Source organism: Shinella sp., from assembly GCF_052438155.1.
In the GTDB taxonomy this organism is placed as follows: Bacteria; Pseudomonadota; Alphaproteobacteria; order Rhizobiales; family Rhizobiaceae; genus Shinella.
The window spans coordinates 313,696-338,232 of the sequence record NZ_JBQVPI010000006.1 but is presented as its reverse complement, the minus strand read 5'-3'; the positions used below and the strand labels follow the sequence as shown (position 1 = coordinate 338,232).

At 62.5% G+C, this 24,537-nt stretch carries 19 protein-coding genes; 2 read left to right on the top strand and 17 right to left on the bottom strand.

All coding sequences use genetic code 11. The annotated features are described in order from the left end of the window. Positions 1-5 precede the first annotated feature (5 nt). Both ACT6VE_RS14455 and ACT6VE_RS14450 read right to left on the bottom strand, forming a co-directional pair. Positions 6-2,327, bottom strand: a complete 2,322-nt coding sequence (locus ACT6VE_RS14455) for a hypothetical protein (protein WP_444799267.1) — start codon at positions 2,325-2,327, stop codon at positions 6-8. 69 nt (positions 2,328-2,396) lie between these two features. Then, on the bottom strand, positions 2,397-3,701 hold the full coding sequence (locus ACT6VE_RS14450) for an adenylosuccinate synthase (RefSeq protein ID WP_444799266.1): 1,305 nt from the start codon (positions 3,699-3,701) through the stop codon (positions 2,397-2,399). A 201-nt stretch (positions 3,702-3,902) separates the two neighbouring features. On the opposite strand from ACT6VE_RS14450, the gene ACT6VE_RS14445 reads away from it, so the two are divergent. Together ACT6VE_RS14445 and ACT6VE_RS14440 are read left to right on the top strand one after the other, a co-directional pair. Further along, positions 3,903-4,796 (top strand): DMT family transporter, encoded by an 894-nt coding sequence (locus ACT6VE_RS14445; protein ID WP_444799265.1) that lies wholly within the window; start codon positions 3,903-3,905, stop codon positions 4,794-4,796. A 135-nt stretch (positions 4,797-4,931) separates the two neighbouring features. Next, positions 4,932-6,743: a methyl-accepting chemotaxis protein gene (locus tag ACT6VE_RS14440; RefSeq protein ID WP_444799264.1), complete on the top strand. Its 1,812-nt coding sequence runs from the start codon at positions 4,932-4,934 to the stop codon at positions 6,741-6,743. Positions 6,744-6,826: 83 nt separating this feature from the next. Here the strand turns inward: ACT6VE_RS14440 and serA are convergent, their stop codons facing one another. From serA to ACT6VE_RS14365, 15 genes are all read right to left on the bottom strand, one after another. Further along, a complete protein-coding gene (gene serA / locus ACT6VE_RS14435) occupies positions 6,827-8,422 on the bottom strand; it encodes a phosphoglycerate dehydrogenase (protein WP_444799263.1) in 1,596 nt (531 codons plus the stop codon). Positions 8,423-8,502: 80 nt separating this feature from the next. Next, positions 8,503-9,684 (bottom strand): phosphoserine transaminase, encoded by a 1,182-nt coding sequence (locus ACT6VE_RS14430; RefSeq protein ID WP_444799262.1) that lies wholly within the window; start codon positions 9,682-9,684, stop codon positions 8,503-8,505. Positions 9,685-9,860: 176 nt separating this feature from the next. Next, positions 9,861-10,700: an outer membrane protein gene (locus ACT6VE_RS14425; RefSeq protein WP_444799261.1), complete on the bottom strand. Its 840-nt coding sequence runs from the start codon at positions 10,698-10,700 to the stop codon at positions 9,861-9,863. Between the two features lie 202 nt (positions 10,701-10,902). Beyond that, positions 10,903-11,736, bottom strand: coding sequence for an outer membrane protein (locus ACT6VE_RS14420; protein WP_444799260.1), 834 nt, complete (start codon positions 11,734-11,736; stop codon positions 10,903-10,905). Positions 11,737-12,152: 416 nt separating this feature from the next. Then, positions 12,153-13,505, bottom strand: coding sequence for a phosphoglucosamine mutase (gene glmM, locus ACT6VE_RS14415; RefSeq protein ID WP_444799259.1), 1,353 nt, complete (start codon positions 13,503-13,505; stop codon positions 12,153-12,155). A 287-nt stretch (positions 13,506-13,792) separates the two neighbouring features. Continuing rightward, positions 13,793-15,715, bottom strand: coding sequence for an ATP-dependent zinc metalloprotease FtsH (gene ftsH, locus ACT6VE_RS14410; protein ID WP_444799258.1), 1,923 nt, complete (start codon positions 15,713-15,715; stop codon positions 13,793-13,795). A 202-nt stretch (positions 15,716-15,917) separates the two neighbouring features. Then, entirely contained in the window at positions 15,918-17,207 is a 1,290-nt protein-coding gene (gene tilS, locus ACT6VE_RS14405; protein WP_444799257.1) for a tRNA lysidine(34) synthetase TilS, read from the bottom strand. 20 nt (positions 17,208-17,227) lie between these two features. Continuing rightward, positions 17,228-18,226: a tol-pal system protein YbgF gene (gene ybgF / locus ACT6VE_RS14400; protein ID WP_444799256.1), complete on the bottom strand. Its 999-nt coding sequence runs from the start codon at positions 18,224-18,226 to the stop codon at positions 17,228-17,230. 153 nt (positions 18,227-18,379) lie between these two features. Continuing rightward, on the bottom strand, positions 18,380-18,913 hold the full coding sequence (gene pal, locus ACT6VE_RS14395) for a peptidoglycan-associated lipoprotein Pal (RefSeq protein WP_444799255.1): 534 nt from the start codon (positions 18,911-18,913) through the stop codon (positions 18,380-18,382). Between the two features lie 239 nt (positions 18,914-19,152). Beyond that, complete coding sequence (gene tolB, locus ACT6VE_RS14390) at positions 19,153-20,457, bottom strand: Tol-Pal system beta propeller repeat protein TolB (RefSeq protein ID WP_444799254.1); 1,305 nt, start codon at positions 20,455-20,457, stop codon at positions 19,153-19,155. A gap of 21 nt (positions 20,458-20,478) precedes the next feature. Further along, complete coding sequence (locus ACT6VE_RS14385) at positions 20,479-21,591, bottom strand: hypothetical protein (RefSeq protein WP_444799253.1); 1,113 nt, start codon at positions 21,589-21,591, stop codon at positions 20,479-20,481. A 9-nt stretch (positions 21,592-21,600) separates the two neighbouring features. After that, complete coding sequence (gene tolR, locus ACT6VE_RS14380; RefSeq protein WP_444799252.1) at positions 21,601-22,053, bottom strand: protein TolR; 453 nt, start codon at positions 22,051-22,053, stop codon at positions 21,601-21,603. Between the two features lie 12 nt (positions 22,054-22,065). Next, entirely contained in the window at positions 22,066-22,782 is a 717-nt protein-coding gene (tolQ, locus tag ACT6VE_RS14375; protein WP_444799251.1) for a protein TolQ, read from the bottom strand. 315 nt (positions 22,783-23,097) lie between these two features. After that, positions 23,098-23,568 (bottom strand): tol-pal system-associated acyl-CoA thioesterase, encoded by a 471-nt coding sequence (gene ybgC / locus ACT6VE_RS14370; protein WP_444799250.1) that lies wholly within the window; start codon positions 23,566-23,568, stop codon positions 23,098-23,100. Between the two features lie 66 nt (positions 23,569-23,634). After that, positions 23,635-24,537, bottom strand: coding sequence for a metallophosphoesterase (locus ACT6VE_RS14365; RefSeq protein WP_444799249.1), 903 nt, complete (start codon positions 24,535-24,537; stop codon positions 23,635-23,637).

Genomic DNA, 24,537 nt, shown 5'->3' with positions numbered 1-24,537 from the left:
CAACCTTACGGGCTGGCGGCGCCGGCTGTCGCCCACGCCTTCATCACCGTGTCGAAGGCTTCCGCACCGGCGGCCCCCTTGTCGAGCGTCATCAGCGCGCGGCGGCCGTTGCGGTAGGTGATCGGAATGTCGATCCAGTTGCGGGTGCGCAGAAGCTCGGTGTTCTTGGCAATCGCTTCCGGGAAATCGTTGAGCGCGATCATGTGGAAGTCGTCGGTGATCTTCGCCGGCACCGCGATCAGCGCATCGCCGCGGTCCTGCTCGGTCCGCTTCATCGCCACGCGCTGCACGCTCTCGATGCCGCCACCTTCAAAGTTCTCCGGCAGCGAAAAGACGAGCTCCACCAGATGACTTGCCGGCAACGAGCGGTCGCCATTGCGGCGGAAGGTGATCAGCGCGGTCAGGCCCTTGGAGGGCACATTGACCTGCGCGCGCACCACCGGCTCGGCCTTGGCATCGCCACCCGGCGATTCTTCGGCGACCGACCAGGCAACCGTGCCTTCGATCGCCGTCGGCGCGGTCTGGCCCAGGCGTTCCTCATAGAGGAACATCTTTTGTGTGACGCCGATGGCGGCAGGCTGTTCGCCGGTCGTGGCGGGCGTCTGGGTGTCCGTGGTCGTGGCAGTGCCCGTTCCGGCCGGGGTCTGCGTCGTGCCGTCCGTGCCAGTGGTGGTAGCCGCGTCGCCAGTGGTCGCAGCATCGTCGCTGGTAGCCGCACCGGCCTGGGCAGCATCCGCCGTTTCCGTCGACTGGGCGGCAACCGACTTGCCTTCTTCCGGCGTTGCGCCGTCAAGTGCCGGCGCCGGACCCTGATCGACTTCAGAACCGTCGGTCAACAGGCGCTGCGTGAACTTGCCGCTGCTGTTCTGCGACGTCGAGGCAACCTCCGTCGTCGTGGTCGTGGGCGTAGTACCGGCCGCATCGTCCGTCGGAGTCTGGGCCGTTTCCGCCGGCGTGGTGTCGGCCGGCAGGTTACGACCGCCTTCTGCGGTCTGGTTCGTCTGCGCTGTTTCCGCAGGCTTCTCGGTCGACGGGGTCGTGAACGACGCAATGCGCTCGTTGACCCAGCCATTCACCATGTCGCGGTTGAACCAATAACCCGCACCCGCGCCGCCAATGACTGCGATGAGCGCGACCAGCGCCGCAAGGGCTGCAAAATTGATGCGCGACTTGCGCGGCTCGGCCCGGAATGAGCGCTGCGGCGTACGTGCCGTTTCGACGGCAGGCGTGGGCGAGGCAACGGCATCGGAGAGCCCGGCTTCTGCCATGGCGGCAGCGCCCGCAACAGCCGCACCGGCCTTCGGCGCGTTGTGGCCGAGCAGCTCATCGAGGTCGCCCCAGTCCCGCACCGGAGCAGCCTTCTCTGGCGTATCCGCCGACTGTCCCGCCTTCTCGTCCGGCCAGTCCCAGGCAAGCGGATCGTTTGCGGTTTCTGCCGGCTGCGCACGGTTGTCCGCCGTCTCGACGACGGGGGTCGCCTCATTCCAATTCCACTGCGCCTCTGCCGACGGCATACGGGCATCCGCGACCGGCTCGGCATCCGGCGCCTGTTCATCGTGAACCGGATAGACCTGCGCTTCCGGTTCGACGGCAGCAACGGACTGAGGCTCTTCCACCGTGGTTTCAGTCGCGGTCTCCGGCTCCTGCCAGGAGGGCACATAGTCGTCAGACGGAGCGGCCTCGACCTGCCAGGACGGCTCGACATGCGCCTCTGCAGCCACCGGCTGCGGCTCGTCCGCTATCGCCTCTTCAACCACAGGCTCGCGCGGCTCGGGCTCGACATCGGCTTCGACAGCTGGCGTTTCCTCAACCGGCGCCTCGGCAACGGGCTCGTCTTCAACCGCCTGTTCGGCCGGAGCATCCTCTTGGGATTCCACCGGCTCGGCGACGGGTTGCTCAACGGGCTCGGCGTGCTGTTCCGGCTCGGCTTCGGCAGGCTCGGCCTCCCGTTCAGCTTCGGCAGGCTCGGCCTCTGGCTCGACTTCGGCAACCTCGGCTTCCGGCTCAGCGGCGGCGGTGGTCTCTTCGACCACCGGCTCCGGCTGCACGGCCTCTTCGATAGGCTCGGGTGCGAGATCCTCGACGGGTTCGGGCGCGGGCTCTTCGACGGGAAGTGCCTCGACGTGCTCCTCCTCGACGTCGCCGATCGCCGCTTCGAGCTTGTCGAGCTGACGCTTCACGAGGTCATCAGAAGGGCGCGGGTTCATGGATTCGAGCTGCCTGCGGACGGCGCCGCGGGCCTTCTCGTAAACCTTCTGCCGCATCTCGGCATTGTTGTCCGAGAGGCCATCAACGGCCCTTCGAATGACTGCTACAAAATCCGCCATCAGAACTTTCCGTCGTGTCCATGCACTATCCCATTGGAATACGACACGGAACTGGTGTTGAGCTTGAGATTAGTCCTCAAACGGGTCCGTCACAAGTATGGTGTCATCCCGCTCCGGACTGGTCGACAGCAGGGCGACCGGCGCGCCGATCAGCTCTTCGACCTGACGGACATATTTGATGGCCTGGGCCGGCAGATCCGCCCAGCTGCGCGCGCCGACCGTCGAGCCCTTCCAGCCTTCGAGCGTGATGTAGATCGGCTCGACGCGGGCCTGCTGGCCCTGGCTTGCCGGCAGGTGATCGATTTCCTTGCCGTCGAGCTTGTAACCGACGCAGATCTTCAGCTCATCAAGGCCATCGAGCACATCGAGCTTCGTCAGTGCGATGCCGGTAATGCCGTTGGTCGCAACCGACTGGCGCACCAAGGCTGCGTCAAACCAGCCGCAGCGGCGCTTACGGCCGGTGACCGTGCCGAATTCATGGCCCTTCTCGCCAAGGAACTGGCCGATCTCGTCATGCAGCTCCGTCGGGAACGGGCCTTCGCCGACGCGCGTCGTGTAGGCCTTGGTGATGCCGAGGATATAGCCGAGCGAACCCGGGCCCATGCCCGAACCGGCGGCAGCCTGGCCGGCGACCGTGTTAGACGAGGTGACGAAGGGATAGGTGCCATGGTCGATATCGAGCAGCGAGCCCTGCGCGCCTTCGAACAGGATGCGCGCACCACGGCGGCGCTCCTTGTCGAGCATCAGCCAGATCGTCTCGCGGAACGGCAGCACACGATCGGCAACCGAGGTCAGTTCCAGCATGATCGTCTCAAGCGTGACTTCATTTTCGCCAAGGCCGCGGCGCAACGCATTGTGGTGCGTCAGCAGGCGCTCGACCTTGCCCGGCAGGGTTTCGAGGTCTGCAAGATCCATGATGCGGATGGCGCGACGACCGACCTTGTCTTCGTAAGCCGGGCCGATGCCGCGGCGGGTCGTGCCGATCTTGACGCCGGAATTGGAGTTGGAGGCGGCGTCCTCGCGGATGCCGTCCAGTTCGCGGTGCAGCGAGAGGATAAGGGTCGCATTGTCGGCAATGCGCAGGTTTTCCGGCGTGATCGTCACGCCCTGCTTGCCGAGCTTGTCGATTTCAGCGATCAGCGCGTGCGGATCCACCACCACGCCATTACCGATGACCGCCATCTTGCCCGGACGGACGACGCCGGAGGGCAGCAGCGAGAGCTTGTAGCTCGTGCCGTCGATGACGAGCGTATGGCCGGCATTGTGACCACCCTGGAAGCGCACGACAATATCCGCGCGTTCAGAAAGCCAGTCGACAATTTTGCCCTTGCCTTCGTCACCCCATTGCGATCCGATCACCACGACGTTCGTCATTTAATCTTTCCCATTCTTGCGCGCGGAAACCCGCCCGCCTGACACAAACCCGCGCATCTATACTGTGTTGTCTTTGGGAATGCGACCCTGTTATGACGGCCGTCATCCGCTTTTTGCATGACATTCCGCGGTTTTTCCCCTTATCTGAGGCACCCGCCGACGCACCCCGCGTACCCGTTCTTCATCCGGACACATCCCACCTTGAACAGCAGAGCCTATTTCTACCTTTGCATCACCGCGCTTTTCTGGGGCGCGAACTCGGTTGCGGGCAAACTTGCCGTCGGCCATGTCAGCCCGATGGTGCTGACGACGTTCCGCTGGATCGTCGCGCTCACGATCATCCTGATCTTCATGCTACCGCAAGTGAAACGCGACTGGCCGGTCATCCGCAAGCACTGGCTCCAACTGCTGCTCTACGGCGTCTTCGGCTTCACCGCCTTCAATGCCCTGCTCTATACTGCGCTCGGCCATACGAGCGCCATCAACGCCGTCATCGAGCAGGCCGGCATTCCGATGCTGATCTTCGTCTTCAACTTCATTCTCTTTCGAATCCAGGCGTCGTTCGCCCAGATCGTCGGCTTCAGCGTCACGCTTGTCGGCGTTCTTGTAACAGCCGCTCATGGCGAATTCTCGGCACTGGCGGAACTTGAGTTCAACTTCGGCGACGCGCTGATGCTTTGCGCCTGTGTCGTCTATGCCGGCTATACCGTGTCGCTGCGCTGGAAGCCGGAGATGCACTGGCAGAGTTTCATCGCCGCGCCCGCCTTCGGCGCGCTGCTCAGCGCCATCCCGCTGTTCTTCTGGGAACTGTCGCGCGGCGCCGCTATCTTTCCGGATACGACCGGTTGGGCCGTCGTGCTCTACGCCGGCATCTTCCCCTCTCTGCTCTCGCAGGTGCTCTATGTACGCGGCGTAGAAATGATCGGCGCCAACCGGGCTGGCCTGTTCATCAATGCCATCCCGGTCTTCGGTACCATTCTGTCCGTCCTGTTGATCGGCGAGACAATGCACCCCTTCCACGTCGTCGCCATGCTCCTCGTGCTCGGCGGCATCGCGATTGCCGAATGGGGACGGCCGAAAAAAAATAATATCTGACAAATACAAGAACCCACCTGCAAGAACCCATATTTCCTGCGGCCTCGCCCCTAAAAATGGGGGAGGTGCTTAAAACTTGATTAGATTTTTTACTATTGCAGTACGCGCAATATTATTTCTCGTCAGGTTTAAGCAGTGAAAAACATTCGCATTTCTGCCCGCATCTACCTCCTCACCGCCATGGCTTTGTTTTTCATGGCCGCAGCCATGGTCTACAAGACACAACACGCCAACGGTGAGGTGAACGACGAGCGGCGCCTCATGCTGCGCAACGTCACGCAAACGGCAATCTCCGTTATCGCCTCTTACGAAAAGCTTGCAAATGACGGCACGCTGACCGTTGACGACGCGAAGGCACGGGCGATCACCGCCGTGATGGCCATGCGCTTCGGCGAAGACGGCTATTTCTTCATCAATGGCCTCGACGGCATGATGATCGCGCATCCGCTCAATCCGAAGCTGATCGGCACGGACGTGCGAGGCCTGAAGGATACCAACGGCAAGGCGTTCAACATCGAGCTCATCCAGATCGCACAGAACCCCGGCAGCGGTTTCGTCGACTACTACTGGGACAAGCCGGGCCACAGCGAGCCCGTCGAAAAGTTCTCCTATATCCAGGGCTTCCAGCCCTGGAACTGGGGCATCGGCACCGGCGTCTATGCCGACGACCTCGCCGCGAAATACTATACGTCCATGACGACGACGATCGTCATCACGCTGCTTGCTGGCCTCGCAACGCTTGCCGCGGCACTCGCCATCGGCCGCTCGATCAGCCTCCCGATCAACCGTCTCAAGGACGTCATGCTCGAAGTCGCGAACAACCGCACCCAGTCCAACGTGCCGGATACCGACCGCAAGGACGAGATCGGCAGCATGGCGGACGCGCTGGTCCTGCTGCGCAATTCCGTCATCGAGCGCAACGCGCTGGAAATTCGCCAACGTGAGCAGCAGGAAGTCATTGACGGTGAACGCAGCGCCAACGAGCAGCGTCAGGCCACCGTCGCCCGCAGCCAGTCGCGCGTCGTCGAAACGATCGGCTCCGCGCTGGAACGCCTTGCCCAAGGCGATCTGACCGTCTCCGTGCCGGAACTTGGGCCTGAATACGAGAAGCTGCGTCGCGACTTCAACGGCGCTGTCGATGCGCTGAAGTCCACCATCGCCGCGATCGCCGAATCGACGGCCATCGTCAACGGCAGCGCCGGCGAGATCAGCCGTGCCGCCAACGACCTCTCGCAGCGCACCGAGCAGCAGGCTGCCTCGCTTGAGGAGACCGCCGCCGCCCTCGACGAAATTACCGCCGCCGTGCAGAACTCGACGAGCCGCGCCGAGGAAGCCAAGCGTATGGTCTCCGATGCCCGTACCGGCGCCGCCCGGTCGAGCGACGTCGTGCGCAACGCCATCGATGCGATGGGCCGCATCGAAAACTCCTCCTCCAGGATCGGCGAGATCATCGGTGTGATCGACGACATCGCCTTCCAGACCAACCTGCTCGCGCTGAATGCCGGCGTGGAAGCGGCGCGTGCCGGCGATGCCGGCAAGGGTTTTGCCGTCGTGGCGCAGGAAGTGCGCGAACTGGCGCAGCGCTCGGCCAATGCCGCCAAGGAGATCAAGACGCTCATCAACGCATCGTCGACGGAAGTCTCCGCCGGTGTGTCGCTGGTGGAAGAAACCGGCGCCTCGCTTGCCGACATCGAGCGCCGCGTCAACGAGATCAACGACCGCATCGTGGCGATCGCCACCGCCGCGCAGGAGCAGTCGGTTGGCCTGCGGGAAATCAACACTGCCGTCAACCAGATGGACCAGATGACCCAGCAGAACGCCGCCATGGTGGAGCAGACGTCAGCCGCCAGCCAGACGCTCGCCGAGGAAAGTGGCCAGCTTGCCGGGCGGATCGCCCACTTCCAGCTTGCCGACACCGGCCGCAGCCACATGCGGCGCGCCGCCTGATCGCAAAGAGACCCATGCCCTCACGAAAAAGGCCCGCCGGATAATCCGGCGGGCATTTTTCGTGAGGGCATGGGAGGACGAGATCAGTCGACGTTGAAGACGAGCGGCCTGATCTGGCGGATCGCCGCATTGGCGCGCAGCTTGTTCAACACGTCTTCCGAGACAGCGGCATCGACATAGAGCAGCGCGATCGCATCACCGCCCTGCTTGTCGCGGCCGAGCTGGAAGTTGGCGATGTTGACGCCCGCCTCGCCCAGCGTCGTGCCGATGAAGCCGATCATGCCGGGAACGTCGGTATTGGTGATGTAGACCATGTGGTTGCCGACATCGGCGTCGAGGTTGATGCCCTTGATCTGGATGAAGCGCGGCTTGCCGTCAGAGAAGACGGTGCCGGCGATCGAACGGGTCTGGTTGGCGGTGGTCACCGTCAGGCGGATGTAGCCATCGAAAACGCCCGACTTGTCACGCTTGACCTCGGAGAGGATGACGCCCTTCTCCTTGATCATGACCGGCGCCGAAACCATGTTGACGTCGGAAACCTGCGAGCGGATGAGGCCGGCGAGCGCAGCACTCGTCAGCGCCTTGGTGTTCATCGCAGCAGTCGCGCCGTCGTAGAGGATCTCGATTTCCTTGATGGCGCTTTCCGTGACCTGGCCGACGAAGGCGCCGAGCACGTCGGCAAGCCGGATGAACGGCTTGAGGATCGGGGCTTCTTCAGCGGTGATCGACGGCATGTTGATGGCGTTCGAGACAGCGCCGCGCACCAGATAATCCGACATCTGCTCGGCGACCTGGAGGGCAACATTTTCCTGCGCTTCGGTGGTCGAGGCGCCGAGATGCGGCGTGCAGACGACGTTCGGCAGGCCGAAGAGCGGGCTTTCCTTGGCGGGCTCGACCTCGAACACGTCGAAGCCGGCGCCGGCAACCTTGCCGGACTTCAGCGCTTCGGCGAGGTCGGCCTCGACGACGAGGCCGCCGCGGGCGCAGTTCACGATGCGCACGCCGTCCTTCATCTTGGCGATCGCCGCCGCGTCGATGATGTTGCGGGTCTTGTCCGTCAGCGGCACATGCATGGTGATGAAGTCGGCTTCGGCGAAGAGCTCGTTAAGCTCGACCTTCTTCACGCCCATCTCCTCCGCGCGCTCCTTGGAGAGGAACGGGTCATAGGCGACGACGTGCATCTTGAGGCCGATGGCGCGCGAGCAGACGATGGAGCCGATATTGCCGGCGCCGATGACGCCAAGCGTCTTGCCGGTGATCTCGACGCCCATGAACTTCGACTTCTCCCACTTGCCAGCCTGCGTGGAGGTGTCGGCGGCGGGAAGCTGGCGGGCGACGGCAAACATCAGCGCGATGGCGTGTTCCGCCGTGGTGATCGAATTGCCGAACGGCGTGTTCATGACGATGATACCGCGGCGCGAGGCAGCCGGGATATCGACATTGTCGACGCCGATGCCGGCGCGGCCGATGACCTTGAGGTTGGTCGCTGCCGCGATCAGCTTTTCCGTCGCCTTGGTGGCGGAGCGGATAGCAAGGCCATCATAGTTGCCGATGATTTCGGCAAGCTTGTCCTTGTCCTTGCCGAGCTGCGGCTGGAAATCCACATCGACGCCGCGATCACGGAAAATCTGGACGGCGGTTTCCGACAGTTCGTCGGATACGAGTACGCGAGGTGCCATGAGAGGCCTCCTTCAATTGAGTCTAGGGAGATGAGATCAAAGGTGGCTTCGCCCAGGGGACGAAGCCGGTCGCGAAAAAATCAGGCCGCAGCCTTGGCAAGCGTCGCCTTCTGGGTCTCGAAAGCCCAGGTCAGCCACGGCATCAGCGCCTCGAGATCGGCGGTGTCGATGGTAGCGCCTGCCCAGATGCGCAGGCCCGAAGGGGCGTCGCGGTAAGCGCCGATATCAAAGGCAACACCCTGCTTTTCGAGCAAGGCGACGAGGCCCTTGGCAAAGGCGGCCTGTGCGTCGGCGTCGAGCGCTGCCACGTCCTTGTCGGCGATGGTCAGGCAGACCGAGGTGTTGGAGCGCGTCGCCGGCTCCTTCGCCAGGTTGGCGATCCAGTCGTTGTTCTCGACGAAATTGAAGATGACCTTGGCATTGGCATCGGCGCGGGCCATCAGGCCCGTCAGGCCGCCGACCTGCTTGGCCCAGAGCAGCGCGTCGATATAATCCTCGACGCAGAGCATGGAGGGCGTGTTGATCGTCTCACCCTGGAAGATGCCTTCGATGATCTTGCCGCCCTTGGTCATGCGGAAGATTTTCGGCATCGGCCAGGAAGGCGTGTAGCTTTCGAGGCGCTCGACGGCGCGCGGCGACAGGATGATGACGCCATGTGCGCCCTCACCGCCCAGAACCTTCTGCCAGGAGAAGGTCACGACATCGAGCTTGGCGAAATCGAGATTTTGGGCAAACGCGGCCGAGGTCGCGTCGCAGATCGTCAGGCCCTTGCGGTCGGCCGGAATGAAGTCGGCATTGGCGACGCGCACGCCAGACGTCGTGCCGTTCCAGGTGAAGACCACGTCACGGTCGAAATCGATCGTGGAAAGGTCGGGCAACAGGCCGTAATCGGCCGTGATCTTGCGTGTGTCGGGGAGCTTCAGCTCCTTGACGACATCGGAAACCCAGCCCGAACCAAAGCTTTCCCAGGCGACCATGTCGACGCCGCGCGGGCCGAGCAGCGACCAGAGCGCCATTTCGACGGCGCCGGTGTCGGAGGCCGGCACGATGCCGATGCGGTAGTCCGCAGGGACTTCGAGCACTTCACGGGTGAGATCAATGGCCTGCTTGAGCTTGGTCTTGCCGATCTTGGCACGGTGCGAACGACCGAGCGGAGCATCGGAAAGCGCTTCGAGCGACCAGTTGGGGCGCTTCGAGCAAGGGCCAGAAGAAAAATGGGTATTATTCGGACGCAGGTCCGGTGCGGTGACGGCTTTCGTCATGATGGCTATCCTTCCAGATAGAAAGCCCTTCGTTGGGGAAGGGTGTCCCGCCGCCGTAAATATTGAAGAGCCCCTCTTCCGTCAAGCGCATTATGTCGCGAATGAAAAATAATCCGGCGCAACGGAAACGGCGCGCCGGTTGCCCGACGCGCCGTGGAAAAACCCGAGAATGCGCCTCACCAGGTATTGATGCGGATACCGGCGCGGAATTCGTGTTTCTGGAAGCCATCGTCGCGACCCTTGGTGCCGCTCGCGCCCCAGCCCTGCTCGGTCGGACCGTAGCGGAACATCTTTCCGCCCGCCGTGTCGGAGAAGCGATAGCCGAGATCGAGCTTGATGCGCTCGGTCAGGTCCACCGCAGCACCCGCCATCAGCGCATAGGTGAAGCGCCAGCTGTCTTCGCCCGTCAGCTTGCCGCTCAGGTAGGTAGCGCCCGAGCAGGCCGACGAGCCATCCACGCAGTAGGGTTTGCTCCTCAAGTCGTCCCAGCTCACATGGGTCACGCCGGCGCCGGCGCCGACATAGGGCGTGAAGCCGGCAAACGTCCCGAGATCCACATAGCCGTTAGCCATGACGTTGATCGCGCTGTAGTCCGCCTTGTGACTGAAGCCGCAGCTCGTGCCGGACGGTTCAGCGTCGCTGCACGGCAGGTCTATGTTCGAATCACCGCTGAGGTTGCCGTTGAAGAAATCCGTCGTCAGGTCGGCGCGCAGCATGCTGTTGAACTGGTAGCCCATGCCAACGCCGTAGGACAGCGACTTGGAAAAGCGCGAACTGTCGAAGGTCTCCTGCGAGAAGACCGAGCCCCCCGGCGCGTAGACCGTATAGTCGGGCTTGCCGCTCTTGATCCAGCCGGAATAGCCAAGATCGCCGCGAATGTACCAGCCCTCGGCCACCCCGCCCCCGGACACGTCAATCTCCGGCGCATTGATGATGTCGAGGTCGCTCGCAACCGCACTGGTTGCGACGAGGCCAGCCAAAATGGCGATACCAATAGGTGCGATGCGACGAAACATGTTCTCGTTCCCTCGAAGCCGGCGTCGCCAGGCGGTTGCGCAATCGGTACAGGCTGCCTGCAAGGAATTGCTGCCGCCCTACACCGTTGATTAACCATACTTCTTAAGGAGTGAAGGAACCGTTAAGCATGCGGTTCTTTAAGCCTGGAACGAAAAAGGCCGCCCTTTTGGGCGGCCTTGAACATGGATCAGGCAGGACGGATTATTTGTAGACCGGCTGCTCGACCGGGATTTCTACCGGCGGGATGTAAGCCTGCTGGTCGCAGCCGTTGAAGGAGTAGCGCAGACCGGCGCGCGCTTCGTGGCTGTAGAAGCCCTTGTCGTAGCCGGGGCCGCCGCCGGCATTGTAGCCGAACATGCCGCCCTTCGTGACATGGCGGAAGCGGTAGCCCAGGTCGGCCTTCACGTTGCAGGTCACGTCGATCGAAGCACCGGCCATGAGCGCGTAGGTGAAGCGCCAGTTCTTCTTGCCGCGGTGGTTGAAGGTCGGGTCGCAGTTCGTCGGATCGCCATCTTCGCACGAGGTGTTGTTGAGGCCCTTCCAGTTCACATAGGTGCCACCGATACCGGCACCGACATAGGGCGTGATGGAGCCGTATGTGCCGATGTCCACATAGGCGTTGGCCAGCAGGCTCAGCGCCGTCATGGAAGCAACGTCGCGCGAGGTGCAGTTCACCGCCACGCCGCAGCTGCCGGAGGTCGAGCCGTTGAACTTGGAATTGAACATGTAGTCGAGCGTCACGTCCGTGCGGAAGTGATCGTTGATCTGGTAACCGACACCGCCACCGATGACGAAACCGCTCTTCAGGTCGGCAGAATCGAAGTCGCGCATGTTGCTGTTCGAGCCCTGGAAGTACTTGGCCCCGCGCATCTTGTTGTAGGACCAGCCCATGTCGCCGCGCAGGTACCACCCGCCGGTCTCGATAATGGCTTCCTGCACCGGGGCTTCGATGACCTCCGGCTGGTAGATATCAGCGGCATAACCCGACGTGCCTGTCAGCAGGACGGCTACGACGCCACTCAAAACTTTCCTCATGGCCTGGCTCCAATAGGCTTCTGCTTGGCCGCCCGGCGCGCCGGATTCCAAGTCCTTCGATCACCCTGGATAGTGAAGAAAAAAGGTTAATGGCCGATTAAAGTAAATCTTTACATTAAATGAAAGCTTAGGAAGCCCAGTAAACAAAGTAATAACTTTGCGATTTCTTAACCGTAGTTCCGGTGCGTTAAGGAAGCTCAAAAGGCATCCGCGTTTATCGATAAGGACGAAGACAGACGAGCGGACAGGTCGCCTCCGTCACGCTATGCCGGCCTTCTCACGCAAGGCACGCGAAATCCTCCGTTGTGGCCGCCGCAAAACGCATCGGAAAAAATCGGTCAGACAAATACGCCGCCCAAACGAAAAAGGCCGGAGCACGTCGCCCCGGCCTTCTCAAAAATGCGGCACCGGCAGTTTCAGGCAGCGCTGCGCGCCGAGCCGATAACGTTGACCAGTTCATCGACGATCCGCTCCACCTGGGCACGGTCGTCGCCTTCCGCCATTACGCGGATCAGCGGCTCGGTACCGGACGGGCGGATGAGAAGGCGGCCGGTCTTGGCAAGTTCGCTTTCGGCATCGGCAATTGCCTGCCGCACGACAACATCCTCAAGCGGCTGGCCGGTCTTGATGCGAACGTTCTTCAGCACCTGCGGCACCGGCTCGAAGCGGTTGCAGATTTCGCTGACCGACTTGCCGCTGCGCTTCACGCAGGCCAGCACCTGGAGTGCGGCAACGAGGCCATCGCCGGTCGTGCCGAAATCGGAAAGCACCATGTGGCCGGACTGCTCGCCACCGACATTGTAGTCGTTCTGGCGCATGTGCTCGACGACATAGCGGTCGCCGACCTTCGTGCGCTGGAGGTTGAGGCCCTTGCCCGTCAGGAAGCGCTCGAGGCCGAGATTCGACATGACGGTCGCGACAATGCCGTTGCCGCGCAACGTGCCGTCCGCCGCCCAGCTTTCGGCGATGACGGCCATCAGCTGGTCGCCGTCGATGAACTTGCCGTTCTCGTCGATGATCTGTACGCGGTCGGCATCACCATCGAGTGCGATACCGATATCGGCCCGCACCTCGTGTACCTTGCGCTGCAGGGCCTCGGGATGGGTGGAGCCGCATTCGAGATTGATGTTGAGACCATCCGGCTCATTGCCGATCGTCACGACGTCCGCGCCGAGTTCCCAGAGGGCAGCAGGCGCCACGCGGTAGGCGGCGCCATTGGCGCAGTCGATCGCGACGCGCAGGCCCTGCAGCGTCACGTCGCGCGGAAGCGTGCGCTTGGCATGCTCGATATAGCGGTCATGCACGCCATCGATACGCTTCGCCCGGCCGATTTCCGCGGACTTGGCGAGCTGCGCCGTCATGTCCGTCTCGAGCAGATCCTCGATTTCCATTTCCAGATCATCGGAGAGCTTGTAGCCATCGGGACCAAAGAGCTTGATGCCGTTGTCATAGAACGGATTGTGCGAGGCCGAGATCATCACGCCAATATCGGCGCGCAACGACCGCGTCAGCATGGCGACGGCAGGCGTCGGGATCGGGCCGAGCACGAAGGCATCGATGCCGGCTGCCGTAAAACCCGCGACCATGGCGTTTTCCAGCATATAGCCGGACAGGCGCGTGTCCTTGCCGATGACCACCCGATGGCGATGCGCGCCACGACGGAAGATCGTACCCACGGCGATACCAACGCGCATGGCAAGATCTGGCGTCATCGGGAAAAGGTTCGACTGTCCCCGGATGCCGTCCGTACCAAAATAACGACGTTTCATGTCTACTCCTGAAAATCGCCAGCCGCGGCGGCGCTGTCTCGCTGCACCCGGCCTCTAGGTGTTCTGCCCACCATACTCCACGGCGTCATACATCAAGCCGGTGGAAGTCGGAATAGTGTAACTCCGCAACCCTATCTTAACCTTAAGCGCCGGGTGAACGTCGCGCTTCTTTGCCATAGAAGCCGGGAAATAGCATCCATCCGCAGATCAGAAATGATTACAGCCCGTTACCAAAAGAAAACGGCCGGGACTATTTGCCCGGCCGTCTGCCATTGCTTGCCTTATATTTATTGCGGCTGGGGCTCCAGGCCACCTTCCGTCTCGCCACCCTTCTTGTGGCCAGCCTTCGGAACGGCGGAACCACGGTGCGGCGGCGTGTCGTCGCCAAGATCACGCGCCGGCTTTTCGCCGCGGATCAGCGCCTTGATCTCCTCACCCGTCAGCGTCTCGTATTCGAGCAGGCCTTCGGCGACCGCCACGAACTCGTGGTGCTTCTCGGTAATGATGCGCTTGGCCTCGTTATAGGCTTCGTCGATCAGGCGGCGGACTTCGTTGTCGATCTTCTGCGCGGTGGCTTCGGAAACGTTCTTCTGCTGCGACACCGAATGACCGAGGAAGACTTCCTGCTGGTTTTCACCATAGGAGACGAGGCCGAGCTGGTCGGAGAAGCCCCACTGGGTCACCATCGCACGGGCAAGCTTCGTCGCCTGCTCGATATCGGAGGACGCGCCGGAAGTGATGTTGTCCTTGCCGAAGGTGACTTCCTCGGCAACGCGACCACCCATCATGATGGCAAGGCGCGAGACCATCCACTTGTAGCTCATCGAGTAGCGGTCGCCCTCGGGAAGCTGCATGACCATGCCAAGCGCACGACCGCGCGGAATGATCGTCGCCTTGTGCAACGGATCGGCGAGCGGCACCTTGAGCGCGACGATGGCGTGGCCGGCCTCGTGATAGGCGGTGAGCTTCTTTTCCGCCTCGGTCATGGCCGAGGAGCGGCGCTCCGCACCCATCATGATCTTGTCCTTGGCGTCCTCGAACTCCTGCATGGTGACGAGGCGCTTGTTGCGGCGCGCAGCCATCAGGGCAGATTCGTTGACGAGGTTCATGAGGTCGGCACCGGAGAAGCCGGGCGTACCGCGGGCCAGAATCTTCAGGTCGACATTCGGCGCGAGCGGTACGTTGCGAACGTGAACCTTGAGGATGCGCTCACGGCCGACGATATCCGGGTTCGGCACGACGACCTGGCGGTCGAAACGGCCGGGACGCAGAAGCGCCGGGTCGAGAACGTCCGGACGGTTGGTCGCGGCGATCAGGATGACGCCTTCGTTGGCTTCAAAGCCGTCCATCTCGACGAGGAGCTGGTTCAGCGTCTGCTCGCGTTCGTCATTGCCGCCGCCGAGGCCGGCGCCGCGATGACGACCGACAGCGTCGATTTCGTCGATGAAGATGATGCAGGGTGCATTCTTCTTGGCCTGCTCGAACATGTCGCGCACGCGGCTGGCACCAACGCCGACGAACATTTCGACGAAGTCCGAACCGGAAATCGTGAAGAACGGCACATTGGCTTCGCCCGCAACGGAGCGCGCAAGCAGCGTCTTACCGGTACCGGGCGGACCGACAAGCAGCACGCCGCGCGGAATGCGTCCGCCGAGGCGCTGGAATTTCTGCGGATCGCGCAGGAATTCGACGATTTCTTCGAGATCCTGCTTGGCTTCGTCTACACCGGCGACGTCAGCAAAGGTGACGCGGCCATGAGCTTCGGTGAGCAGCTTGGCCTTGGACTTGCCAAAACCCATCGCACCGCGAGAGCCACCCTGCATCTGGCGCATGAAGAACAGCCAGACACCGAGGATCAGGAGCATCGGCAGCAACGTGCCGATATAGCTGAGGAAACCGGACGAACCATCCGTCTCCGGCCGCGCGCTGACGACGACGTTCTTCGCCTCGAGGCGCTGAACGAGCGTGTTGTCGCCGGCCGGGGCATAGGTCTGGAAGGTCGCGCCGGTCTCGACATAGCTGCCGACGATCTTTTCGCCGGTGATGACGACTTCCTTCACCCGGCTCGAGTCTACCTCTTTGAGGAACTGCGAATAGGGGATTTCCCGCGAGCCGGTCTGCGCCGGGCTCGTCTGGAACATGCTGAACAGCGCGATCAGCAGAAGGGCGATTATCGCCCACAGGGCGAAGTTACGGAAATTGGGATTCATCGAACTTTCCGGGCACTTTCCCGGCCGGAGTCTCCCGGCCGCTTCTCTATCGCCTAACATAGGGTCGCCTTGCGGCCTTGCCAAGGCAAAGCGCGCGATCCCGGGGCTTTTCTCATAACATTGTCAACGCCGAGGAAGGATCCGGATCCTTCTTTCACATTGAGCCCGCAAACACTTTACCACAACGCTTCCGGGTGCGCCTTCATTCGTTAGGCGGAGACGAAAACGGCCTGCCCCCAAGAATTCTCGCGAGCGCACTGGCAAGCGGCAGGTCGAAATGGGGCAGGAAACGGGCATAGGGCGCGATCGAAGGCTCCACGCACACGCCGCCCTCGGGCACCATCCCGCCGTCCTCGAATTTCAGGCGCGGCATGGCGTGGCGCGCGCGCAAGGCCGCCCCGCGAAGCACGGTGTCGCCCTGCGCCTCTTCATCGCCGGCCGCCGATACCACGATCGGCTGTCCGGTGAGGTTGGCGACACGATATCGACCATCCCAGAGCCCCGCCGCTCCCGCCGGCAAGGCAAGCATGTCGATTCCCCGGCGCTCGCGATACAGAAACAGGCCGTCGCGGCGGCGATCGAAGACCACGCGGCCGGCCGTCAGCCGCGACAGTCTGCCGCTGGCGAGAAAGGCGCGCAGGCGCGCAGCCGAGGCCGTTTCGAGCGTATGCGCCCGCCCGCCGGCCGCCGCTGCCAGCAGCAGAAGCCCTCGCCATGCTGCCGGATCGATAAGAAGGGCTTCAACAGCAGCCGGGCTCGCCGCAAACAATCCACTCTCCGCCCGTATATTTTCGATCAGAAAAGCGGCCGCACGTTCCGAAAGGAGGTGCCTGTCCTCAAAGGAACGCATCGGATTTGTCGCCGCCCCACGCTCGCGGATGCGCACGCGCTCGAAATGCGGGTTCCTGTTGCTCGGGTCGTCGAGCCACGTTTCGCCCCGGGCGACAAGGAACGCCCTGACAGTGGCACGGTCCAACGAAAGAAACGGCCGCAGGAGCCAGACAGCACCATTGAGAAGAACCGCATCCGCCATGCCGGAGAGGCCGATCCCATCCTTCGAACGTTCGGCGCGCATGGCAACCGTCTCGTTCTGGTCGTCGCTGGTATGGGCGGCGAGGATGACATCCGCACCCAGTTCCGTCGCTGCATCGACGAGGAGGTCATACCGTTTGGCCCGCGCGGCGGCCTGCAAGCCTGATGCGGGCTTTTCGCCCTCCCAGCGGCGCGTGACGTGCGGGATGCCATGGCGGGCACAAAGCGCTTCGACCCATTTGGCTTCGTCGGCAGATCCGGCGCGCAAGGCGTGGTCGATGGTGCAGGCGGAAAGGGTGATGCCGGGATAGCGTCCGGTCGCGCAGAGCGTGGCGAGCGCCACGAGCAGCCCGGTCGAATCGCTGCCGCCGGAAATGGCGACCAGCAGCCGCGCGGGACGCTTGAAACTTTTCAGAAAACGGCCGGTTGCCTCGACGACGGGGTTTTCCGCGCGGGCCACGGCCTTCAATGCGTCCGCAATCAGCAGGACAGCCGGCTCTGTTCGGAAGAAACCTTGCTCTTCACGGCCTTTGATGCGCTCGGATAGCGCTTGCTCACTTCGCGCAGCGTCGCGCAGGCGGTTTCGCGGTTGTCGAGGGCGGCGAGCGACATACCGAGCTTCAAGAGCATTTCCGGCGCCTTCTTCGACTTGCTGAAGGTCTGGTGCGCATTCAGGAAGGTCTTGGCCGCGTCGTTGAAATTACCCTGCGAATACTGCGCTTCGCCCAGCCAGAAATTGGCGTCCGCCGCCTTCTCGCCCTTCGGGTAGATGTCGAGATAGTCGCGGAATTCGCGCTCGGCGAGTTGGTAGTCGCCAGTCAGCACATGGCCATAGGCAACCTGGTAGAGGTCGTCCGGATTGTCGAGCGACGCGTTGGAGGACCCCGCCGACGCCTGCGGCAGGCCGTCCTCGACGCCTGGAAGCGCATTGCCGTTGCCGATCGAAGCACTCTCATTGTTCAGGTCCGGATTGGCTTCGGCACCGACCGGATTGCCGTTCTCGTCGAACTTGATGGAACCCAGCTCTTGCGGCTGCGCACCGCCATCCGTCGAGCCGAGCGTGTCGGTCCCGGCGGTATCATCCGCCGGCACCCCGTTCGAGGCGGTCTGCTGGTCGGCAGTCCCACCATTCACCGGCCTGTCGAGAGCGCCGCTCTTGCCGGTGCCCCCCTTGCCGCTTTCGATTTCCTGGAAGCGATACTCGTTGTCTTCCTGTGCCTTGCGGATCTGCTCCTGCATCTGCAGCAGCTGGTAGCTCATTTCCTCGATCCGGCCGTTGAGGCTGCGGATCTGCTCTTCGAGCTGACCGACCCGCGGATCCATGGCCTGCGCCAGAATCACATTGCCCTTCTCCGCTTTTTCGCTTTTTGCCGGCATGAAGCCGGTCGCCAGTGTCGAGAGCGGCGACGCGCTGATCGGCCCGACCATGGCTGCTACCGCTGCCAGACTGAGAACGCCTGCCGCGACAAGTTTCTTCATCTATTTTCGTCCCGTTGGTCCATTGTGCGCCGAAGCGCTGCCGAAGAGTTTTCCAAATGCTCTCAAAAAGCAACGGAGTTCGGCCAAAGTGTGTTGAAAAAAGAAAGGCGGCCTCTCGGCCGCCTTTCGCACCATCCTTCCCGGGGGAAGGAATTACATGCCAGCGCCGCCGAGAACGGTCACGGCGCGGCGGTTCTGCGACCAGCAGGAAATGTCGTCGCAGACGGCGACCGGCTTTTCCTTGCCGAAGGAGATCGTCTTTATGCGGTTGGCCGGAATGCCGCGCGATGCGAGATACTGGCGGGTCGAAGCCGCACGGCGTGCACCGAGCGCGAGGTTGTATTCGCGCGTGCCGCGTTCGTCGGCATGGCCTTCGACCGTGATGGCGTAGTTCGGATACTGCTGCAGCCACTGCGCCTGGCGGTCGAGCGTCGCCGAAGCATCGGCACGGATCGACGTCGAGTCGGTGTCGAAGAAGATACGGTCGCCGACATTGACGGTGAAGTCCTGCTGCGAGCCCGGCGTTGCGGCGCCCGCACCGTTCAGGCCGAGGTCACCGGCATTGTTCGGCAGGTTCTTCTTGGAGGCGCAGCCTGCGAGGGCGAGCGTCATGAACAGGGCGATCATTGCCGGGTTGCGGGCGATGGTCTGCATGCGGCCAACGGCCGGGGAATGAATGCGGCTCATGAGCCGGTCTCCTTGCATCAGTTTTTGCGTCAAGTTCGTTGAAGCAGCGTTTTCAATCAGGGTTGCCAGACTGTAACCGCGAGCGGTTAATCCGCATTCAACGACTATGGTTAATGATTGCTTTAAGACCGTCCCCGGCCCCTGCATTGTACGTAGAAACAGCTCTGCCGCGTCTCGCCTTGAAGCCTGATTTACAGGACTTTGCGGCAAGAACGCGGCAGAGCTGCCATATGTCTGTCCTATTCGAGAAGCGGCGACCAGGCCGGGTCCGAAGCAAAGCCCTTCGTCTGGACGAGCTGCTCGTTGTAACCGGACAGGTCGATCGAATAGATCTGCGGACCACCGGCACCGGCGCCCTGACGGAAGAACATCAGCACGCGGCCATTCGGCGCCCAGGTCGGGCCCTCATTGTGGAAGCCGCTGGTGAGGATGCGCTCACCCGAACCGTCCGTCTTCATCACACCGATCGAGAACTTGCCGCCCGACTGCTTGGTGAAGGCGATGAGATCGCCACGCGGAGACCAGACCGGCGTCGAGTAGGAGCCGTCGCCGAAGGAAATGCGGCGCTGGTTGGAGCCGTCTGCGCCCATCACGTAGAGCTGCGGCCTTCCGCCACGGTCGCTTTCGAAGACGACCTGCGTGCCATCCGGCGAATAGGACGGCGAGGTATCGATCGCCGCCGTCGAGGTCAGCCGCGTCGTGGTGCGCGAGCGCAGGTCCATCGTATAGATGTTGGAATTGCCTTCCTGCTGCAAACTCATGATGACCTTCTGGCCATCCGGCGAGAAGCGCGGCGAGAAGGTCATGCCCGGGAAGTTGCCGACCACCTCGCGCTGCCCCGTCTCAAGCTGGAGCAGGTAGACGCGCGGCTGGTTGCCTTCGAAGGACATGTAGGTGATTTCCTGGCGGCTCGGCGAGAAGCGCGGCGTCAGGACGAGCTCGTTGGCGTTCGTCAGCGCTCGGGAATTGAAGCCGTCCTGGTCCATGATGGCGAGCTGGCGCTTGCGGGCGGTCTTCGGGCCGCTTTCGGCGACGTAGACGACGCGGGTGTCGAAGTAACCCTTCTCACCGGTCAGGCTCTCATAGATCGCATCGGCGATGATATGGGCGACACGACGCCAGTTTTCCGGCTGCGTGTAGAACTGCTGGCCGGTCAGCTGCTGGCCACTGAAGGTGTCCCACAGGCGGAATTCGGCGCGAAGACGCCCGTCACCCTCCTGCGTCACGCGACCGGTAACGAGCGCCTGCGCATTGATGACCTTCCAGTCCTCGAAGCGCGGCGGCTGGTCGGGGTTGGAGATCTTCTCGATGAAGGCCTGCTTGTTGACCGGCGCGAAGAGGCCGGACCGCTTCAGGTCGGCCGCGATCACATCGGTAATGCGCTGCCCGAGATCACCGCTTGCGATGAAATCGGTCACGGCGATCGGCAACGGCTCGACGTTACCCTTGTTGATGTTGATTTCCACTTTCGCTGAGGCCAGCGGCAGGGACACCGCGAGGCCGGTCAGCACGACCAGAAGTCGGAGGAGATTGCGTCTGAACATCTATCTAGGCCTTCCTAGTTCTTACATCATTGCGCTGGGGTCGAAGTTCACTTCGACTTCGCTCCAGACGTCATATTTTTCAGGCGGCAGCCCCTTGAAGGGCCGTGATTTCATGATGGCGCGGCGCACACCGCCGGCGAGGGCGCGGCGCGCGGATTCCGAACCGCCCGTCGCGACCACGTCCGGCTCGCCGATGATGTCACCGTTCTGGTCGAGCTGCATGGTCACCTTGATACGCACGTCGCTTGCATCGGACATGCCGGGCGTGATGGACCAGTTGTTCTCGATCTGGCCGCGCAGCGCGTCCATTTCGCTCAGGCTCAGCTTGACGCCGCTCGTGGTCTTCTTGCCGCCCAGCGCTGCCTGCTCCTGCGAGCGTTTGGCGCCACCGCCGGCTGCCTTTTCCTTGTTGAGAAGAGCGGAAATCTCGTCGGCATTGAAGTCGCTGTCATTCAGCGAGCTTGCCTTTTCCTGCTTCTTCTTCTGGTCCTTCTTGCGGTCGGGCGTCTTGGCGGTTTCAGCCTTTGCCGTCTCGACCTTCTTGCTGTCCTCGGCCTTCTTCGCCTCGGCCGTCGCGGTTTCAAGCTTCGGCTTCATCTCGGGAAGCGGAATCTTGTCGGGCAGCGCTTCGGCTTCCGGGTCCGCGGTCGGCTTTTCCTCGGTGGGTGTCGCCTCGGGCTTCGGGTCCGGCTTGACCTCCTGCTTGGTTTCCGCGGTCGCTGCGACCTCCGTCGACGGCTCGCTGGCAGTCTCTTCCTGCTTCACGTCCTCGACGGGCTTGGTGTCAGGCGTCTGGACGACCTTCTCCGCCTTTTCCGGTGAGGCGGCCGTCTCGACATCGCGCGGCTTTTCCTCCGGTGTCGGCAGGGTCTTCAGGTCGACCTTGTTGTCTCCGGCGTTTTCCGCATTCTCGACCGGCGTTTCCTTCTTGGTCGGAATGGGGGCTGCCTTTTCCCTGACTTCGGCCTTCTTGTCGCCCTGCTGGATCTGCGTCAGCTCTTCGATCGACACCATGTCGACCGGCAGCGCCTCGACGCTGGCGACGTCGAAACTTTCAGGGCTGCCAAGCGAAACCAGCGCCGCGGTGATGACCAGGGCGTGAAGCACGGCTGATGTGGTAAGGCTGCCCTTCATGGCCTGCGATTACCTGTCCAGTTTCTGCTCGGTGACGAGGCCGATATTGGTGAACCCGCCAGCCTGGATACGCGACATCACGTCGGCGACAATGCCGTAAGGCGCATTGCCGTCGCCGCGTACGAAAACGCGCTCGGTGTAACCCGTGGTCGCCACGGCCTGCAGCTTGGCGGCAACCTCGTCGATCGGGATCGCCGTTTCCTGCAGGAAGACCTGGCCGTCGGCCTTGACCGACACGGTGATCGGCTGCGTATCGGCGTTCAGCGCCTTGGCCTGCGTCTTCGGCAGGTCGATCGGCACGCCGACCGTCATCAGGGGTGCTGCCACCATGAAGATGATGAGCAGCACGAGCATGACGTCGACGAACGGCGTCACGTTGATTTCGCTCATCGGGGCTCTCTTGCCACCCCCGCGACGACGGCGGCCACCGCCTGAATTCTTTCCACCAACTGACATGCCCATTGGCGTTGTCTCCTACTGCGCCGCGGCGCGCGGCTGCAGCTTCTCGTCGATCTGGCGCGACAGGATGGCGGAGAACTCGTCCGCAAAACCTTCCATGCGCGATGTCAGCTTGCCAGCATCAGCAGAGAACTTGTTGTAGGCAATAACCGCCGGAATTGCGGCAAGCAGGCCGATTGCGGTTGCAAGAAGCGCCTCGGCGATACCGGGTGCCACGACCGCAAGGCTTGTCTGCTTGGATCCTGCAATGGCCTGGAACGAGGTCATGATGCCGACGACCGTACCGAAGAGACCGACGAAGGGGGCCGCCGAACCGATGGTCGCAAGCGAACCCAGACGGGCTTCCAACGTTTCGGATTCCCGCGACAACGTCACGTCCATCGCCCGGTCGATACGCATTTGCAGGCCGATCGGCGATCGCGCGCCGCGCTCGAAACTCTTCTTCCACTCCCGCATCGCCGCCACGAAGATGGCGCTCATGCCGGAGGTCTGGCGATCGGAGAGCGTGCGGAAAAGCTCCTCCAGCGACTGTCCCGACCAGAACACCTGTTCGAAACTGTCAAGCTGGCGGCGCGCCTTGCCATAGCTCACCGTCTTGTCAACGACGATTGCCCAGGTCCATACGGACGCTGCGATCAGGCCGAGCATGACCAGCTTGACGACGAATCCGGCCTGCATGAAGAGTGCCCAAAGAGTCACGCTGTGCGCCGCTTCCAAACCCACTTGTTCCATAGACCTATGTCCCCGAATCCAAACACCCGGCACGGGCCCTTGCGGCTCGAACCGGGTAACATTCACGCCGCACGGTCTGCCTTAAAGGTAGAACTCGCATCGGCATTCACAGAAACGTGCGTCACAGCCAGGGATTTACTCCACACTGCTTCGCATGCCCGTCAAGAATGTCCGGTTGATGCCGCCGGCTGCCATGCCGGTCAAAACGCTTACAACCCGCCTTCTTGACGGCAAATTTGGTTAAAGGATGACGTGCAGTGCACAAAATCCTCACGACCTGAGTAAGACATCATTATGGTTAAGGGAGTGTTACTGCTAATGCGCGCCCAAAGTTTCTTGCGCCTTGGCAAGAAAACGCGCGGCCAGACCTTCCGGCAGGCGCCGGGGGCGCCCGGCGGAATTGATGACGGCAATGATGACCCGGGCGGCAATCAGAAGCTGTTCTCCGCGGCGGATTTCCTGGTTGAGGATCATCTTCGCCCCGCCTGCCTTTTCCGTGGAGGTCAGGATCGTCAGGATATCATCCATGCGCGCGGGTGACTTGAAGTCGATCTCCATGCGATGCACGACAAAGACGAGGCCCTCACGGTCCTCCTCCAGAACGAGGCTGCCCTGCTCGACACCAAGCAGCCGCAGATAATCCGTCCGCCCGCGCTCAAGAAAATGCAGATAGCGGGCATGGTAGACGACGCCGGAAAAATCCGTGTCCTCGTAATAGACCCGCTGCACGAGACGGTGGCCCGCTTCGGTCAGTTCGCCTGAGAGATGATGGTTGACGTCCGTCATGGTCGAATCCGGCTTACAGTTTCCGCCTCTCTCCCGCAAAGCGCCGACAATTGCAAGACGAGAGGGTCAGCCGAGGTCGACGACCATGACTTCCGGCGGCGAGCCGAAGCGCACCGGCGCGATCGAACAGCCAAGCCCACCGGAGACGCAAAGATGCCTGCCTTCCTCGATCACATGGCCGTAGGCGAAGCGATTGCCATAGGCAGAAGGCACCATGGGCGAATAGCCGAACAACCGCACCTGCCCGCCATGGGTATGGCCGGAAAGCGTCAACGAAACCCGCGAGGGCACTTGCGGAAAGATATCCGGCTCGTGCGCCATGAGGAGGATCGGCGCCTCATCCGTCACCTGCGCCAGCGTGCCCGGCAGGTCGTCCAGCCCGACATAGCCAAAACGGTTCCAGCGCCGGCCGGGGCGCAACGCAAGCTGGTCTTCCAGGCCGGCAAGCCAGAAGGCGCCCGTCGTCGCCTCGATCCGCGCGGCACGGTTGGAGTAGACGGCAATACCCGCCTCCCGCAGCACGCGATGACTGACCGTCTCGCCGCCACCGGCCGCCTGTGCGTCCAGATCGTCCCACCAGTCATGGTTTCCGAGGATGGCATGGACGCCGAGCGGCGCATGAAGCACCGACAGCTCCGCCGCCCATATCTCCGGCAGCACCTGGCTCCAGACCGCGCGCATGCTGGAAATGTAATCACCCAACAGCACGATAATATCGCCGCCGAGATCATTGGCATAACGGCAGATATCGCCGATGCGGCGCGCAGTCATCCAGGGTTCGCAGGCGTGAATGTCGGCAAGCGCCACGATCCGGAGTTTTTGCCCCTCCGGCCAGCCGGGTGGCACGACGCGATAGGTCGTCGTGCGCAACCGCAACAATGGCTCGATGCCGACCGCATAGGCGGAGGACGCTAAACCCACGGCAATCAATCCACCGAAGGTTTTGAGCATCCCACGCCGGGTCAGCAC